This is a genomic window from Nitrospira marina, from assembly GCF_059568365.1.
Genome location: NZ_JCANTH010000001.1, coordinates 79438 through 96325 on the forward strand (window position 1 = coordinate 79438; position 16888 = coordinate 96325).

The 16888-nt window shown below is 47.8% G+C and carries 13 protein-coding genes and 2 tRNA genes; 1 reads left to right on the plus strand and 14 read right to left on the minus strand.

Translation table 11 applies throughout. From position 1 onward, the window contains the following. Window positions 1–68 precede the first annotated feature (68 nt). The 11 genes from miaA to LX98_RS00420 all read right to left on the minus strand — a co-directional run bounded on the left by miaA (window position 69) and on the right by LX98_RS00420 (window position 11210). Window positions 69–1094, minus strand: a complete 1026-nt coding sequence (gene miaA, locus LX98_RS00370; RefSeq protein WP_496427025.1) for a tRNA (adenosine(37)-N6)-dimethylallyltransferase MiaA — start codon at window positions 1092–1094, stop codon at window positions 69–71. Window positions 1095–1114: 20 nt separating this feature from the next. Further along, window positions 1115–2905: a DNA mismatch repair endonuclease MutL gene (mutL, locus tag LX98_RS00375; RefSeq protein WP_496427026.1), complete on the minus strand. Its 1791-nt coding sequence runs from the start codon at window positions 2903–2905 to the stop codon at window positions 1115–1117. A 58-nt stretch (window positions 2906–2963) separates the two neighbouring features. Then, window positions 2964–3869 carry a tol-pal system protein YbgF gene (gene ybgF, locus LX98_RS00380; protein WP_496427027.1) on the minus strand — a complete coding sequence of 302 codons (906 nt, stop codon included), beginning with the start codon at window positions 3867–3869 and terminating at the stop codon, window positions 2964–2966. Between the two features lie 158 nt (window positions 3870–4027). Further along, the gene (locus LX98_RS00385; RefSeq protein WP_496427028.1) at window positions 4028–5764 is read right to left on the minus strand and encodes a coiled-coil domain-containing protein; all 1737 of its coding nucleotides are present in this window, start codon (window positions 5762–5764) and stop codon (window positions 4028–4030) included. A 52-nt stretch (window positions 5765–5816) separates the two neighbouring features. Then, entirely contained in the window at window positions 5817–6770 is a 954-nt protein-coding gene (locus LX98_RS00390; RefSeq protein WP_496427029.1) for an OmpA family protein, read from the minus strand. 44 nt (window positions 6771–6814) lie between these two features. Then, window positions 6815–8173 carry a hypothetical protein gene (locus LX98_RS00395; RefSeq protein ID WP_496427030.1) on the minus strand — a complete coding sequence of 453 codons (1359 nt, stop codon included), beginning with the start codon at window positions 8171–8173 and terminating at the stop codon, window positions 6815–6817. Between the two features lie 18 nt (window positions 8174–8191). After that, window positions 8192–9565, minus strand: coding sequence for a TonB family protein (locus LX98_RS00400; RefSeq protein WP_496427031.1), 1374 nt, complete (start codon window positions 9563–9565; stop codon window positions 8192–8194). A 131-nt stretch (window positions 9566–9696) separates the two neighbouring features. Continuing rightward, window positions 9697–10137 carry a biopolymer transporter ExbD gene (locus LX98_RS00405; protein WP_496427032.1) on the minus strand — a complete coding sequence of 147 codons (441 nt, stop codon included), beginning with the start codon at window positions 10135–10137 and terminating at the stop codon, window positions 9697–9699. Further along, window positions 10134–10853 (minus strand): MotA/TolQ/ExbB proton channel family protein, encoded by a 720-nt coding sequence (locus LX98_RS00410; protein ID WP_496427033.1) that lies wholly within the window; start codon window positions 10851–10853, stop codon window positions 10134–10136. The genes LX98_RS00405 and LX98_RS00410 overlap by 4 nt, the downstream gene beginning before the upstream one ends. 85 nt (window positions 10854–10938) lie before the next feature. Beyond that, window positions 10939–11017, minus strand: a tRNA-Asp gene (locus LX98_RS00415). Between the two features lie 117 nt (window positions 11018–11134). After that, window positions 11135–11210 (minus strand) — tRNA-Val (locus LX98_RS00420). 183 nt (window positions 11211–11393) lie between these two features. Here LX98_RS00420 and LX98_RS00425 point away from each other — a divergent pair. Further along, window positions 11394–12203: a tetratricopeptide repeat protein gene (locus tag LX98_RS00425; RefSeq protein WP_496427034.1), complete on the plus strand. Its 810-nt coding sequence runs from the start codon at window positions 11394–11396 to the stop codon at window positions 12201–12203. 34 nt (window positions 12204–12237) lie between these two features. On the opposite strand, the gene LX98_RS00430 is transcribed toward LX98_RS00425, so the two are convergent. The 3 genes from LX98_RS00430 to LX98_RS00440 all read right to left on the minus strand — a co-directional run bounded on the left by LX98_RS00430 (window position 12238) and on the right by LX98_RS00440 (window position 16702). Then, window positions 12238–14187 (minus strand): LysM peptidoglycan-binding domain-containing protein, encoded by a 1950-nt coding sequence (locus LX98_RS00430; protein ID WP_496427035.1) that lies wholly within the window; start codon window positions 14185–14187, stop codon window positions 12238–12240. Window positions 14188–14399: 212 nt separating this feature from the next. Then, a complete protein-coding gene (locus tag LX98_RS00435) occupies window positions 14400–16349 on the minus strand; it encodes a RiPP maturation radical SAM C-methyltransferase (RefSeq protein WP_496427036.1) in 1950 nt (649 codons plus the stop codon). An 8-nt stretch (window positions 16350–16357) separates the two neighbouring features. Beyond that, window positions 16358–16702, minus strand: a complete 345-nt coding sequence (locus LX98_RS00440) for a 4a-hydroxytetrahydrobiopterin dehydratase (protein WP_496427037.1) — start codon at window positions 16700–16702, stop codon at window positions 16358–16360. Window positions 16703–16888: the final 186 nt, after the last annotated feature.

Below are 16888 nucleotides of genomic sequence, written 5' to 3' on the forward strand. Positions count from 1 at the left end.
TATTGGGAGTCTCTCATGTCTCAACGGACCGAAATTTTCCGGATTGTACCATGAACGGTCCTGTATGGTTAACCCGACGATTGAGTGGATTTGAAATGGGACCTTCCTTCCGTAGGAAATGGTAAATTTACGAAGGTAGAGAGAAACTGGTTGATATGGTCCACGATTTTGGCGGCCGCTCGATCAGGGATGTCTGACTCTTCCACTGTCATCCACTGGATCTCGGATTCCTTCTGGAACCAGGTCATTTGTCGTTTGGCGAAGTGACGGGTATCGCGTTTTAATAATCTCACAGCCTCTTCATAAGAATAGTCCCCTGCTAAAAATCCTGAAAATTGTCGATAGCCCAGCCCTTTCATGGAACCGAGTTCTCGAGTAAATCCTTGACTCATGAGGGATTGCGTTTCTTCCACAAGCCCTTTTTTTATTTCCCAATCGACGCGGGTTTCTATTCGCTGATAGAGGGTCTGGCGTTTCATGGTGAGCCCAATCAATAAATAGGGAAATGGCGCTTCGTCAAATCGGTGTTGTTGCTGGATGACCGATAGGGGCGTGCCAAGAATGCGATACACTTCAAGCGCGCGCTGGACCTTGGGCTGGTCATTGGGATGTAGCCGTTGTGCGAGTTCGGGATCCACTTGTTGAAGCTTTTCATAAAGAAAAGCGGGTCCTTGCATTTTGGCTTCTTGGGCTAATTCACTCCGAATCAGCCAATTAGCCGGTGGACCAGGGCAAAGACCTCGTAAGAGGGCTCGGATATAAAGCCCGGTACCTCCGATGACCAGAGGCAGAAGACCCAGGCGATGCAGGCGGGCAATGTCTTGGATGGCGTAACGCCTGAAGTCACCGGCATTAAAGGATTGGTCTGGATCGACGAGATCGATTAAGCGATGCGTGATATTCCGTTGCTCGGCTAATGAGGGTTTGTCGGTGCCGATGTCCATGCCACAATAAACCTGTCGGGAGTCTGCGGTTAAAATTTCCGTGTTGAGCATTTTAGCGACTTCAATCCCGATACGGCTTTTTCCGATTGCGGTGGGTCCTGCAATGGCGACGACGGGTTTCCACGCTGAGATGATGTCGGCTTGTTTCATGAACCATCAACGAATAAAAATTATTTTAATGGACGGGCAAATAGGGTGTGCAATTCTTCCAAGGAATGTCGAACAGCCACTCGCCTTCCGTGAGGACAAGTCATGGGAAAATTTTCCTGTGCCCAGTCCTGGAAAAGGATGGTGATTTCAGGTTGCGTCATGGGTCGTCCGGCTTGAACGGCACTTTGACAGGCCATGGTAGCCAGTATGGGTTTAATTGTGTTGTCCAGCGAATCTGTTGATTGCCATTCAGAGAGTTCATCCAATAATTCCAGGACCAAGGGACCAACGGATATATTCCCTAATATGGCTGGAATGGCTCGCACAACATACGATGTGGTGCCAAATCGTTCCACCTCCAATCCCGCTTGAGCCAGGAGGGGCAGCCATTCTTCCAATAATTCTCCCTGGTGTGGAAGGAGTTCAACCGGCTCAGGAATGAGTAAGGGTTGTTGAAGAATTTCTTTTTTCTTCCATGACCGAAGCAGTCTCTCAAAACGAACCCGTTCATGGGCCGTGTGTTGATCGACAATGAATAGGTCTTGATCGATTTGTCCGAGAAGATACGTGTGATGAATCTGCCCAAGAGGATATACATCGTATGGCTGCTCCCTGCCCGTATAGATAGCAGGCGGCTCCTGAACAAATAGAGAAAGAGTGGGATGTCGATTGGTGCCGCCTCCAGGGATTACAGAAGCATGCTGGAATGGAGCCGGGGCGACGGTGAGTGACCCAGATGGTGGCCTGGCAGAATGAGGAACTGGGCCAGTCATTTTCTTGTGTTCATCGGATGGGATATCGGATGAGAGTTGCGTGAAAAAAAGAGCTTTGATGCCACGAAGAACGCCCGTATGAATGAATTCCGGATGGGAGAAGCGAATCTCCCGTTTCGTCGGGTGGACATTGATATCGATTGACTGGGGGTCAAGATGGATAAATATAGTAAATTGTGGATGTTTCCCTTTTGGTAAAAAAGATCCGTAGGCTTCAACCACCGCATGGGATATGGTCGAATTCTTAATAGGGCGTCCATTGACAAAAATTTCCTGTGGCGCACGAGACGCTCGTGCATGGTGAGGACTGACCGTATACCCCGTGAGTTGAAATGAACCGGCGTTATAGGTGACGGGGAGAAAGCGCTCAAGGAAGTCTGGTCCGTAGATCTGTAATAATCGATCTTGCAGCGAGGACACGGCAGGGTACTCCAGCACCTTATGGTTCTGGTGGCGTAATCGGAAGTGGATCTCTGGATGCACGGCTGCCGCCTGTTGGACGACATAACAGATTTTAGAAAATTCAGTGGGAACGGTCTTGAGAAATTTCAGCCGTCCTGGAGTATTAAAAAAGAGATCACGCACCTCCACTTGAGTGCCTTGAGGTCCGGTATAGTCTTGAACCTCCCATGCCACGCCTCCCGTGGACTGTGTTTGGGTGCCAAGCGTGCTATCGCGTGGAACGGTCTTCAAGCAAAAACGAGAAATGGAGGCAATACTGGGAAGAGCTTCCCCTCGGAATCCCATCGTCATGAGTGTCAAGAGATCGTCTTCGGATCGTAGTTTGCTGGTTGCAAAACGTTGACAGGCCAGTTGGGCATCCATTCGCGTCATGCCTGTCCCATTATCGATGACGCGAATGACACGTCGGCCACCTTCTTCGACCTCCACGGTGATCAAGGTGCTGCCAGCATCCAGGCTGTTATCGACCAATTCCTTCACCACAGAGGCTGGTCGTTCAACCACTTCTCCTGCGGCAATACGACATGACACGCTGTCTGGAAGGATTTGAACTTTTCCAGTTACGGTCGAAAGCATGGGATTCCAAGCACGGGGTGATTAGGGTGAACAATAGAATGCGAAGACTGGCAGAGAATCAAGACAGCCCAGATTTTTTTAATTGTTCTTTCGCTTGGGTGGATTCTGGTGAATCTGGGTAATCTTGGATGATGGAGTTCCACAGTTCCTGAGCTTTGGATCGTTGATCGATTTCAAGCATAATCTGTCCCAGCTTGTACAAAGCGTGACTCCGATATTTGCTGCTTGGATAGCGGCTGATGACTTGCTCTAGGGCTTGCTTGGCAGGATCATACTGTTTTTGCACGTAGAACGATTCCCCAAGATAGTAGTAGGCCTGAGGGGTTAAGGTGGTCGAAGGATAATTTGTGACAAATCGTTGGAATTCCACCGAGGCCCGGTCATAATTCCCATTAAGGTAAACTTTATAGGCTGACCGAAAGGCCGATGCCTCGTTTTCCGCTCCTGCGCTTTCTTTGGGTGAGGCAGGTGATCCGGGGATTCCTGTCTGGGTTGCTTTAGGATCGGAAGAAGGGCCTGTGGGGTTAGGAGTCGTGACTTCAGGGGATTCTGAAACAGATCGAGGTTGATGAATCACATTGTCTATTCGGCTTTCCAGAGCCTTTACCCGAATGGAAAGGTCCTGATCACGGCGTTGGGTGGTGGAGCGGGTTTGTTCAATTTGTTCTCGGAGCAGAGTACTGGTCCGTTCGAGCTTCTCCAGAAGGTGTCGAGTATCCAGACTGGCTTCTTCTTCGGTTTTGATGAGTTCACCCACTAAGAAATCATGTTCGTCCAATTGCGATTCAACCGTCTCTATCCGGTCGAGAATTTGTTGTTCCTGCTTGTGGGACGCTTCTTGTTGGATGATGAGGGTTTGGACTTGTTTTTGGATGTCAGTCAGGTTGGGTTCGGTTGCGCAACCCCATCCGCCCGTGAGGGCTAACCCAATAAAGATGGCCATATTGGAAAATTTGGGAGTCATGAAATTCCGGCTTAGGCAACAGATAATGTTTGTAATATCGGAGTCAGTTACCCTCCGCCTCATATCTTATCAATTGCCAGGGAGTTTAGACAAAGGGGTTTTTGACAGTCTAGAGGTATAGTCGGCCTTTCTTTAAAAATATTAAGTGATGATGTACCCTATTTTTGTGGTTTGGGGCTTTGCAAGTGATTGACTCTCTGGGCCAATTGGCCTAGACGATCTTCATGCTGGTCCACCCGCTCGCCTAATTTGGTCCCAATGGTATTAATCACATCGCGCAACTTATTGACGGTTTCTGTCAACTGATTGAGGTGATTCAGATTGTTTTGTGAGGTATCAGCGGTACCCTGGACCTGTTGGAAAGAGGTCATGGCTCGATTCAGCCGCTGTTCCTGGCTTTCAATGCGAGCATTCAGCTTCGTACTGACATTTTCCAGTGCTTGGGCGACCGATTGAATTCCGCTGTTGACTTCTTGGAGGTGGGTATTTGTCATCTGGGTGTCAGAGTCAATTTTCCCCACCAGTCCAGATTGATGATTCTCCAGGTCTTTTAAGCGTGAGCCAATGCGCTCGACCGTCTGGTTAAGCTGATCGGCAACCTGGCTGACCGCCTGCGCTTGTTGCTTTTGGTCCTGAACGTCTCGTTTCAACTGTTGGATTTGTTGAACCGACTGACTGAGTGTTTGTCCTGTTTCTTCTTGTTTGGCCAGGCGACTGGAGAGTGATTGCCTGGTTTGATCAAGTGCTTGAGTAATGGAGGTGAGGCTGGCATTGACCTCGGCTAGATGGGCAGACGTTTTTTGGGTATTGGATTGAAGTTGTTCGGTCAATGCGGATTGGTGTGATTCAATCATATTCATGCGTTCCGAAATTCGTCCCGCTTGTTGAATAATTTCATCCCCGCGTTTCCCGAGTAAACTTCCCATGACTTCCTGGGCTTCGCGAAGTTTGAGCACTGATTGGGACAGATCCTGCACGTGAGAGGCATCCGCTTGCACGTGCGTTCCCAGAGCTTCCATATCTTTTTGTAAGGAATCAATCTGCGCTAAAATCGGGCCTTGGCGGGCGTCTATCTCGGCAACTAACCCGGCCATAGAGGCTTTCACGTCTTGTTCCAGATAGGAACGAAGGGCTTGGGTATCGGCGGTAAGTTTCTCTTGCAGGGTAGTGACCTGATTTTCAAGCTGAGTGATTTGTGTTGTTTGCTCTTCAAATCTGGCATTGAACACCCTAGGCAGTTCTTCCGTTCGGGATTGCACGGTTCCCAGGTCGTGCCGTTGTCCTGATAAATCGGTTTGGACCTGTCCAATCGTCGCTCCGAGGCTGGTCAGCGTTTCCTTGAATTGGGTAAGGGAATTCTGAAATTCGCCCATGTTTGTGGTTAACGCTGAATTGTTTTCATCCACCTGCTGGGCGAGGTTGGTATTGTGGGTTTTTACCGTTTGGAGGTCTTCCTCATGTGTTTGAATTGTTGGTTGAATCGATTGGACGTCAGATTTCAAAGCGCCTATTTGATTCGTAAAATCCTTTTTGAGGTCCTGGATACTTTTTTCAGTTTCTTCAAGTTTTCCGTATAAACTCGCCACATCCTTTTCTTGGAGGAGCGTGGCTTTTTGATTAATAGAAGCCAGATTGCCACGTGTTTTTTGCGCGTCCTCATTCATCTTGATGAGTTGTGCCTTGGTTTCATCAACTTGTGCACCAAGGGTCTTTTTTTCTTCTTTGATCTTGGCGATTTGTTGTTCTAAGTCCTTTTGAATCCGGGCAAGATCAGCTTGTTGAGCCACGCAACCCGTACCCAATAAACTATAGACGGCAAAGACCACTATCCAATTGAGAGAAAAAGTCGATGTCCACAATCTTGAAACATGTTGCAAGGTCCGCCCTATGTTCACTCTGGATTTATCCCTCCATGCTTTTCGAAAACTGGTCGATTGAAAGGAGTTGCTAATTTTGAACAAGTAAATGTCCCCGTCGGTTCAATTGGTAGCACACTTCTGTGGTGTCCTGGCAAAAGGGCTTGTCTTTGCCATAAGAAATGACGGTCAATCGCGAAGGATCGACCCCCAATTGAGAAAGGAAATCCCGAACAGCCATGGCCCGTTTTTTTCCGAGCACCATGTTGTAGGCCTGCGTTCCACGCTGGTCGGCATGTCCTTCAATAATTAACTGTGAGGAGGGATCGTTGGTGAGCCATGCCATGTCTCGTTCGAGGGAATCCTTGGCTTCAGCGGTGAGAGACCAACTGTCAAAATGAAAAAATACATCCTCTAAGCCAGCAGATACTGTAGCCAATTCTTCCTCTTGAATTTTATCCAACTGCTCTCGAATGATTTCTGACGGCTCAGCTTTTGCTACCTGAAGCGTTTCAGGAATGGGTTCCGTGTCCTTTGGCAAATTCGAAAGATCATTTTGGAATTCCGTCTGGGAGGTAAAGGGGGACGTCTCTGTTTGATCGTGAGGTGAGCCGTTCATACTTGAAGAACTGGATTGAGTTGAGATGTCCTTTCCATCGTTGATCGGCGTCGATGCGCTGGCACCGCTTTCCTCAATTTCGGAGTCTTTCCCAGAAGGAACTCCAGCTTGAAGATTCTGCTTGAACGATTCATCCATGTGGTTGGGGTCGTACCCAAAATTGGAAGATTCAACCGGAGCAGGTGGTTGAACCGCCTCTGCCCGAATTTCATCGGTGGAAGTGCCTTGCCCCGGCAGGGGGGATTCATCAATTGAGGTCCCTGTTAACCCTGACGTATCAGTGCCTGATGTTGTTTCCCCGGTTTCTTCGCCTGGGGAGCCGGAAGCGGTGGAGACGTGGATCCGTTTTTCTCCACATCCCGAAAAACTGATGAGTGAAAGACTGAGAATGCCAAGTAGTGAAATCATATGAGTGGCTGGGCGCATGGAATGACTCCTTTTTTGGACTATCACGGTTGGTGTCTCGTTAATTATGGTTGAAACGGCGACCAGGAGGGAGAGCTGAGATGTTCGCCTGCCAGGGAAATTTTCTCCAATCCTGCCCCCTCGCTAGTGATGATGTATAATTGACTCTCTCCTCTTCGAATCGAACTAAAAACAATATGGCGTCCATTTGGAGCCCAAGAAGGCGAGTCATCAATACTTTGCCCGTTGGTGATTTGTTTCCGCTGTTCCCCATTCGGACTGATGCGGCATAATTTAAATCCCTCGTTTGGTATCCGACACACATAGACGATCCAATCTCCCTTTGGAGACCAAGCTGGAGCCGCGTTATAGTCTCCATCATAGGTTAATCGACGGGCGTTCAAGCCATCGGCATCCATGATGTAAATTTGGGGGCGGCCTCCCCGGTCTGAGGTGAAGGCCAGATGTCGCCCGTCGGGAGACCATGACGGGGACAAATCTGCGCTATTATGGGAGGTTAACTGCTTCACGCTTCTACTGTCCAATTCTATCTCATAAATGTCCGAGTTGCCATCTTGGGCTGCGGAATAGGCGATAGATTTTCCACTAGGAGCAAAGGTGGCGGTAATGTTCAGACTGGCTGGCGAAACCAAAACTTCCTCCCGACCGGTAGCCAGCTCCCTTTTTATAATCAGTTGTTTCCGGTCCCGATATGCGGTGTAAATAAGGGATTTCCGGTCCGGGGCCCAGGTAGGCATGAGGTTTAAATATCCATCAGCGGTAACCTGTTGCGGGTTATATCCATCGTAATCCATGACGAAAAGCTCTCGTCCATTCTCCTTTTGACCCACAAATGCAATTTTCGTTCTGGCAATGCCCTGCTCGCCGGTATACCGATAAACCAGTTCGTCCGCCCACCGGTGGGCCATTAAGCGAGTGAGAGTTTCTGTCGTTTTAAGGGAAAAGTACCGTTTCCCGGTCAACACATCCTGTTGTCCGGGATCAAATGCGCAAGCATCAAGGATAAGTCCCTGAACTCCGCTCGACGTCCCTCCTACTCCTATTCTCCCCCAGGTAGAGACTGTCACCTTTTGGAAGTGCGGAGCCAAATTTGAAGAAAGACTCATGCATTTATTGTCAGAAAAATCCCCTTTGGCAGGAGGTAATTCAGCAATCGAAAATATTTGTGAGCGTTTGAGATCCGCTTTTAGGACCGATGCGACTTGGGACTCAAGGTCTTCTGAAAGGCCCGTATTTTGTTGAACGGGCGAGAACCCCATTACCCAAATCGGGATTTTTTGAAACTCTGAACGTGTAGCTTTAAGATCTGCTTCCTCCCCATGAAGAAAGGCCGGTGAGACGGAAATAACAGAAAAGGCGAGAAGAGCCAAAATGGCATACAAAGGGTTGAGTGCTTTCTTCATAATATAGCTGGTGTCCTTCTAATCTTTTTTGATGAATCGAAATCGTACTTCGAAGAATGGTTCGGAAATGTCTGGTGGAAAAGGTGGTAATGGGTTCACGGCAGATACCGCCCGTTTGGCTGCGGAGTCGTAGTTCCCGTTTCCTGAACTTTCATCAATGTGAATATTAGAAATTTCTCCAAATCGGGAAATGCGGAATTTGAGGACCACGACCGGAGGGTTTGTGACCAGTGGAAGGGCTCTCCACTCGTGGTCAATTCTGTCCTCGACCATTGCCAAATAATTGTTTTTTCCAGGAGAAGCCGGAGACGACGACTGGCCTGGTTTTGAGTTGGGCTGCACCTCGAGCCGTTGGAGTCGTTCCTTGATCGATTCGACGGGTGTGACATTGGGAATAGATAATTTTGCAATTTGTTGATCAATTTCCGACTGGACCGGCTGGGTTAACGTGGAAGAAGAGGGCAATGGTTGTTGAGAGGATGGTGTGGGTGGAGACGATTGTAAATTTGGGACTCTAGCTTCTTCCAGTAATTGCTTCATCATATCTGACATTTTCTCACGTTGGGGAGCTTTTTCCAGTGGTGGGGAGGGAGAGATCTGGGCTAATTGAGGAGGGGAAACTTCAGGGACGAAAGGTTTTTCCTGTTTTGGGGTAATGGTTTTGTGCTGTTTTTTGATTTTTGGAGTTGGCGCAGGTATTGGAACTGTTGGGATGGTTCGCTTGAGAGATTCCTCAAGATTGTTTGATGGAGAAGCGTCGTTGGGTTTTCTTTCTTTTTTGGATGTTCTGAATGGGGTCACCGAACTCAATTCCGGTAGCACAGGAGCTAGCTTGACAGTTGGTTCAATTTTAGGAAGCTGAGGTTGTGATTCCGACCCTTGAGGCTCGGGAGGAACCGTTGTGGGGGGCGCGGCCTCTTTAGGAGATGGCGCTGGAGTTGGAGCAGGTTTGGGAATGACAAAGGGTTGTGAGGAATGTAAGCGTTCCGGGCGTGAAATCTGTGGAGCCGTGGGGGGCATTCGAAGGTTTTCAAACAACGGTGTCTGGTCATTCGTGGGTGGTTGTTCGTGTATGGGGGGCTGAGGTGTTGGTGAAGTCATTTCTTGTTTGTGAGGCATCACGATTGAGCCAACAGCCCCTTCCATGAATTCCGATAATCGCTCGGAGGCTTTTGGGACCGGCAACGGAGGAAGGGGGGGGGCTGTTGGTTGCGTCTTTGTTGGTTCTATTTTTTTTGTTGGTTGAGATTTTTGCTGTGATGGCGGTGGGGGAGAAGATTTTTTTTGGCTTGGAGCCGGAGCTTGGGTTTCGGGTATAGAAATAAGAGTGACATCGATGGCCCGGAGAGGTTCCTCAACTGTCGATTGAAAACGTAGGAACAGGGCCATCATGATGACGACAGCATGGAAAAGGCCTGAGGTGGCGAGTCCCCAACGGAATGAGGCGTCTTTTTGAGAAACGTCAGTAGCGAGCCCCAGGGAAATTAGACTTGGGGATTCAGCATGTCCCATTGGTCAAACGCTTAGCGGGAAATCCCGATGGCCTCATCCTCGATTAGTGTTTCAGTCTTCGGGCCGGTAATCATTCCGAGGCGTTCAATTTTGGCCCCTTTTACCTCATCCATGACCTGTACAACAGTTCCATATGGAACCGTTTGGTCCGCTCGCAGATACACTGAAATCAAGGGATTTAAGGTTTTGGCTTCATGAAGCTTGGCTCGTAAATTGACCAGACTAATCGTGTCGTTGCCGAGGGATAATGTGTGATCCCGCTGAATTGTCACAATCAATCGTTCTTCGGCTTTAATATTGTTGGCAGTTGTTGTCGGGAGGTTAATGTCTAAGCCCCGATGCAGCATCGGGGCGGTAACCATGAAAATCACCAAGAGAACCAGGACGACATCGACGAGAGGAATGACATTGATTTCAGAGAGAAATTGCCGAGGCCTTGATCCACTATTCATCGGGTTACTTCCACCTCATAGGCTTTTTCCGCTTCTTCTATCGTATTGAGAAATTCAATTGTAAACGCCTCGACTCTGAAGGACATTTTTCGAATTCTAGAGAGAAAATAGTTGTAGGCCATCACAGCAGGAATTGCAGCAAATAGCCCAGCAGCAGTGGCCACAAGTGCTTCAGAGACTCCAGGAGCAACTGCGGCAATGCTCGCTGAACCTTGAAGGCCGATTTCATGGAAGGCATTGATAATGCCCAAAACGGTTCCGAGGAGACCAATAAATGGAGTCAGATTTCCTGTGGTCGCCAAAAAAGGTAAATAGGCCTCCTGTTGGCCGATTTGGTTCTGGATGATGTATTGAGCGACTTTTTCCAAATACTGTCTGTTAGGGGAGCGCTCTGCCTGTTTTGCCTCCATTGAAGGTCTCGAGGTGAAAAGATCGGAGGATTCTGGCAAGCGATCGGTAATGCCTAAATACACCACTGAGCTTGGGCTGTAAGTTAATGTTTGAGCCTGGCTTCTTAAGGTATGCTGGTCGATGGGATTTTGTTCATACAATTGTAGAAATTGTGATTCTTCCTGTCGAATGCGACTAAATCGCCTGAATCTATTCACGATGATTCCCCATGAAACCACCGAAAAAATTGACAGGATAAAAAGAATGACAATTGATAACAGGCCCAAAGATCCAAAGAACTCAGAGGGATTGGCAGCAAAGGTCATAGGTTGTTTTTCGACCTCCTCTAGGCTGATCAGAATCTAAACAGGGGATAATTGATACAGAAATAAACCACTGCGAGATGAGGTATGGCGGGGCCGACGGGATTTGAACCCGCGACCTCCAGATTGACAATCTGGCGTCCTAAACCTAGCTGAACGACGGCCCCGAAAATTTTTTTGATCTTGGGCAAATAGCCCACGCATTCATTCAAAGAGGAAATGGAGTCGATGAAGAATTTCGTAATATATCAGATCAAGAAGACCATAAGCCAAAAAAATATATTTGGTAGGCGGAACAGGGATCGAACCTGCGACATCTGCCGTGTAAAGGCAGCGCTCTGCCAGCTGAGCTATCCGCCTAAAAATAGAACACTACAATTATTCTATTATAACAGTGAGTTAGACCTTGTCAACTCAAATGGAATAGTGTGGAATACTGTTTGACATGATCAGGGCACGTGGGTATAAGGCATCTCGTCTCAATCAATGCGTCATGCCAGAAAAAAATATGTGGTCGTCCAGTGACGAGAGGGAAAAATAATTATGGGATATAAAATTAAAGATCTTGGCAATAAGCCTCCGATGGTGGAACAAGCCCAGTTTCTGTCTAGTAAAGAACGTTTTTTGTTTTTTGTCGAAGAGCACCGGGCATTGGTATGGGGAGGAATTTTTCTTGGTCTGGCGGTGATTGTGGCCGTGGTGACATTGAGTTGGCTCAATCAAAATAATCAAGAACAAGCCTGGGAATTGGAAGGCCAGGCGCAAACAGTCTATTTGGATCGTCCTATGGATGATGTCAAAAAGGGTCAAGAGAATATTCAAAAGGCTTCAGGCATGTTCAAAGACATCCTTAATCAATTCCCAGGTACGCCTAGTGCAGGAGTCTCTTCATTTTTATTGGGAAACAGTATGATTGAGGAGAAAAATTACCAGGGGGCGATAGATGTCTATACCTCCTGGGTCAAGGAATATGGGCACAATCAGATCCTCCTTGGATTAGTTCAGCAACGATTGGGGTTTGCCTATTTACTTAATGGCAATCGAGAGGACGCCCTAAAAGCTTTTGAGGCAGTATTAGCCAATTCACATGCGTTAAATAAGGACCAGGTAGTTTTTGAGCTGGCGAAAATTTCCGAGTCGGATGATAATATTCCTGAAGCGGTGGGGCAGTATAAAAAGGTTATCCAGGAATTTCCTTTATCTCCGTTTGCCTCGGAAGCCGCTCTCCGGGTGAAGGTATTAGCGCCAGAAGAAGCTAAAGATTCTCCTTCATCGGAAATAAATGACCTGGGTGGAACCGAGAAAAGCAGTCCTGAAAATCCACAGGTTCAGGATAAAGAAGAGGGAAAATAGTATGGGTTCAGTGGTTTAACCCGATTAGGTGGGGTTATTGGCTCACCATTAACATGCGGCCAGCCTGGATAATGCTGGAAGAGAGGTTGTTGAGTGCTCGCAAATCGTTCACACTCATACTAAATTGTCGGGCAATCGTCCATAAACTATCTCCCCGTCTGACCTTATACCATTTAGAGTTGTTTTTGTTTGAAGGGCTTGAAGGTTCCCCATTTACGCGTAACCGATCTCCTGGATGAATGATATGGCTAGAGAGATTGTTCAGTCTCATCAGTGAGTTAACGGATTTTCTAAATCGAGTGGCAATGCTTCCCAGGGAATCCCCGGATCGAACCCGGTACCAGGTGATTTCAGAGTCAGCATCATCGTCACCAACCTCGCCACGAACCCGGAGTTTGGTTCCTACTCGTATGATATTGCTCCGCAAGTTATTCATTTCTTTTAATTGACTCACTTTCATTCTATATCGTTTGGCTACAACCGATAAACTCTCTCCTCGTCTGACCGTATGCCATTCGGTTGGTGGGGGAGGAGGTTGTGTCCAGACAGCGAGTGTCGGATGGAGTTCCTCAACGAGCGAGGCCATTCCAAGGGGAACTTTCAAATAATAACCAGGAGCCGTAAGGCTGGGCACGATACTGCGTCGAAGTTCAGGGTTCAGCCGTTGGAGTTCCTCAACCGGAATCCCAGTTTGCTGGGTGACGGCCGAAAGATGAACGCGTTTTGTAATCAGGACTTCTTCAAATTCATGCCGATCACCGTCCGGAGTCGTGAATCCATAGGCTGTAGGATTTTGGGCAATAAGGGTTGCTGCAATAAAGCGAGGCACATAGTCTTTAGTTTCCCGTCTTATGTGGTGTGACCGTCGAATCTTCCAAAAGTCACGGGTACCCGTTTTTTTGATGGCCCGCGAAATCTTTCCGCTCCCCGCATTATACGCCCCCAAAGCCAAAGGCCAGGAGCCAAATTGGTCATATAAATCACGAAGATGATGAGCGGCAGCAACTGTGGATTTAATCGGATCCCGTCGTTCATCCAAATACCAGTCGACATCGAGGCCATACACACGCCCAGTCCCTTTCATAAATTGCCAGGGGCCCGAAGCACGGGATCGAGAAAATGCACGTGGGTTGAACCCACTCTCAACGAGTGAAAGATACATGAGTTCCGGCGGGAGACCCAGTTCACGAAATACGGGTTCTACAAGATCTTGGTAATGATGAAAGCGATCAAGATACGATTGAAATCGTTCATGAATTCCATACTGAAAATATTCAAGGTTTTTCTCTACGGCATCGTTCAGGACAAGGGGAATGGTGCCATAGGTCCCAGGCTTTCTCTGGTGGGGCGCTTCCCATGTTTGATCGAAAACTTTGGCAAATCGAGCAAGGGCAACTTGCGACCGTTGCTCAGATGAGTCAGCAGGGTAAAAACGTAATTTTGTAGAGGCTTTAATTGAAAATTGGGGTTGAGGGTCGAGGGCTTCAAACTTGTTCTCGTCAGATAAAAAAATCCGCTGGTCTTGGGAAGCGTTGGATTCCTGAGAGACATCAACTGATAAGGGAGCAACGGATTTTACAGCACCCGATGAGTGAATCTGGTGTTCTGGGGTTTGAGCTAGGGCCTCTGCAGAGGACTGATTCGGGTCAACTTCGGTAGGTAACCCTGGCATGCGTGGGGTATCCCCGGTTTGATTTATGGGAATAGACGATTGCTGATGGGTATGGTTGGTGCTCGTCTCAAACGTTTGAGCTTCAATTGAGGTCGCTGGGCGAGAGTAGCTATTCGCAATTGCATAATTAAACGTAAGAGTCTCAGGGGAATCAGTATGAGGTAAAAAAGAGGTTTCGCCGCGGGTTGGTTGGCAGAGAGTTAACGTGATCAAACTCACACTGAAGCCAACCAGTACGTTGCGGGCAAAACCAGTGGCTCGCAAAGGCATGAAGGAGCGTTGAACTTGTAACGTTTTATCTAAGTGACTCATTTTATAAGAGTTTTCGGCAAATCTGTGCACAACTTAATAGGCTACCCTCGTAAGAAAAAATTGTCAAACATATTTATGAATTTTTGGCAATTGTCGATGGGTGGAAATCTTGCACGAACCGCACCAAAAAGTAAGTGTATGAAAAGAAGAAAAAAATACGGTGGGCCTGTGAATGAGAGTGGCGTTTTTATTCCAGTTGTTAGGCAAAAATGTCAACGATGGGGATTGACCGGCAGGGCCAGAGTAAAATACCGTCCCCCTTCCTTATGCAATAACCTTTTTCCCTGCAATGTCGTGAGGATATCGGTGATGGGCACGATAATGTCTTCCTCCGATCCTGGAACGGAGCACCCCTGCAAGGCTTTACGAATCTGTTCGACGGACTTGGGTTGCTCATTGCAAAATTCTAAGATGAAGGCCTGTGGTCCTTCAAATCGTTCGCTCGTCGGAGTTAAGCCTCTCCCGTCATAAACGGTGAGATAGCTCAAGGCTTTTGCAAAGAAGAGAAAGGGCCGATTAGAAGAGTGATATCGCTGTTTCCACTCTTCCACAAGTCTGACGAGTTCCTTATAGAGATGTGGATCGACTTTCCAATCGATTGTGTACTCAAAATCATAAGCGATTTTGTTGAGATCAACCTGCCGTTCGTCATACACATAGGCATAGGCTAACCCCGGTCCTGTTCGGTGAATCCCATATCGTTCAGGCCATTTAAAATAAGGACTAAACCGTTCGAGCCAGAGTTTGGCTGTGGATTCTGGAGGTTGCAGGTGGATCAATGAGGGAATGAGTTCGATTTGTTGTTGGTAATCGGTATCGGTTTCCTGTGGAAAACCCAATAAAATATTCCAGGAGAGGTCGATATTGTAATATCGGCTCCATTTTAAGCATTCAATGTTTTGTAGTGGGCTGACACCCTTATCCATTTCCTTTAATTGCGCCGGACTCAAGCTTTCGATACCCGGTTGCATGCATTTCACCCCACCCTTCGCCAGTGTCTGAATTTGTCGTTTATTGAGATTGCTTTTCGTCTCCATAAACACGTCCAGGTCCACATGTTCTTGGGCTAGTTGCCCGAAGACACCGTTCACGTATTTCATATCAATAATATTATCGACCAAGCGAAAGCGGGTGGTGTCATAGCGGCTGGAAAGATAGTCCAATTCTGAAGCGACCTGAGCAGGATTTTTTGCACGAAATTCCATCGCTTGAGCATTCAATCCGCAAAAGGTGCAATGATGTTTTTCTCCCCACCAGCACCCGCGAGATCCTTCATAGAGCAGAATCCGGTTCAATCCGGTGGATCCCTGCTTGGCTAATTCCTGGAGCTCTGCAAAATAATCGTCGTAATCGGGTGGGGGCGTTTCTGAAAACTTGGTGAATAAGGATTCCTGGGGGGTAAAGTTGATCTGTCCTTCCCGTCGAAAGGCCACTCCGGGAGGAATATCCGTTTCATCGTCCAGGAGGATGCGTTGAACCAATGGAGGAAAGGCTTGTTCACCTTCTCCGATCACGACGTAATCAATCCAGGGAAATGCCCGAAAATGTTCCAGCCCCATTTCTCCGTCGAAATTTGCCCCCCCAAACACTATCCGAACATCGGGATAGACGTCTTTGATCAATTTGGCCAGACTCAAGCTGGCGACATTCTGATCGAAGGTGGAGGTGAAGCCCACCACGTCGAATTGACTCCAATTCACCGATGTCAGGCACCAGGTTAAAAATTGAGGAGCGATCGACCGGGCAATCTCTTCTAAATGACTGATTGAACAGCCGGCTTCCCGAGCCGTGTCTTCGAAGATGGGTTTAAACACCATAGGATATTCCCTGTGTTTTGGATTATTCCGAAACAGGAGTGCAGAGAACAGCCATTCGCCAAATAGGCCACGTTTTTCGCATAAGATTTCATATAACGGTACCCCGATTTTATGGGCGAATTGGAGGTTGAAATGATAAGTTTGGGCACCAATCCCCTGCGCTTTTAGTAAGGACGAGAGGGTCCCTAATTGGATCGAGGGAAATTTCGAATAACTAAATGGCATGGTTACCAGTGCGACCTTCGTTCCGAAAGATCGGAAATCGGTGGTGCCCTGAGAGGCCGCAGTCTGGGTTCGTTTTGCTTCTGAAGCGACCGGGTGAATTAAAATCGGGCTGGTGGCCATAAGAGCCTTCAATACGCAGCAGGAAGGTGGAAGGCGCGATCAGCCTTGGCGGCAAAATAAAAATCACTTTCGGTGAGGCCTTGAATCTTGTGAGTCCAAATTTCTACCTTGCATTTGCCCCAGGCCAAATATATATCAGGATGATGGCCCTCAAGTTCAGCCACATTCCCTACTCGATTAGTAAAAGCCAAGGCATCGGCAAAGTTGTCAAAAGTATAGGTTTTCTCAATATGACCTTGAGCATTGAGCACCCATCCCGTTTCTAATTGACCAAGGAGGTCCTGGATTTTTTGAGGTTCCAGCGGAGGGACGCCCCCACGACAAGGTACGCATGTGTTATCTGCTAGACTCATTTGCTTTCTCCTTACCTTCTGAACATTTCTGGTGGATTGCCTTTTTCAACGTGTTCTTGACTTGTACCAGGGAAACCGGTTTTCTTCCCATCTCCTTCGTATGAATTATCTTCGATGTGGTAGAGAACTCCAGATAATCGTGAGGTCATACCATATCCCCAGTCAAGCCACTAATTATAGACATCA

Coding starts and splice junctions, on each gene's coding strand:
- miaA (WP_496427025.1), bottom strand. CDS start 1,094: ATGAAACAAGCCGACATCATCTCAGCGTGGAAACCCGTCGTCGCCATT.
- mutL (WP_496427026.1), bottom strand. CDS start 2,905: ATGCTTTCGACCGTAACTGGAAAAGTTCAAATCCTTCCAGACAGCGTG.
- ybgF (WP_496427027.1), bottom strand. CDS start 3,869: ATGACTCCCAAATTTTCCAATATGGCCATCTTTATTGGGTTAGCCCTC.
- LX98_RS00390 (WP_496427029.1), bottom strand. CDS start 6,770: ATGCGCCCAGCCACTCATATGATTTCACTACTTGGCATTCTCAGTCTT.
- LX98_RS00395 (WP_496427030.1), bottom strand. CDS start 8,173: ATGAAGAAAGCACTCAACCCTTTGTATGCCATTTTGGCTCTTCTCGCC.
- LX98_RS00400 (WP_496427031.1), bottom strand. CDS start 9,565: ATGATGGCCCTGTTCCTACGTTTTCAATCGACAGTTGAGGAACCTCTC.
- LX98_RS00405 (WP_496427032.1), bottom strand. CDS start 10,137: ATGAATAGTGGATCAAGGCCTCGGCAATTTCTCTCTGAAATCAATGTC.
- LX98_RS00410 (WP_496427033.1), bottom strand. CDS start 10,853: ATGACCTTTGCTGCCAATCCCTCTGAGTTCTTTGGATCTTTGGGCCTG.
- LX98_RS00425 (WP_496427034.1), top strand. CDS start 11,394: ATGGGATATAAAATTAAAGATCTTGGCAATAAGCCTCCGATGGTGGAA.
- LX98_RS00430 (WP_496427035.1), bottom strand. CDS start 14,187: ATGAGTCACTTAGATAAAACGTTACAAGTTCAACGCTCCTTCATGCCT.
- LX98_RS00435 (WP_496427036.1), bottom strand. CDS start 16,349: ATGGCCACCAGCCCGATTTTAATTCACCCGGTCGCTTCAGAAGCAAAA.
- LX98_RS00440 (WP_496427037.1), bottom strand. CDS start 16,702: ATGAGTCTAGCAGATAACACATGCGTACCTTGTCGTGGGGGCGTCCCT.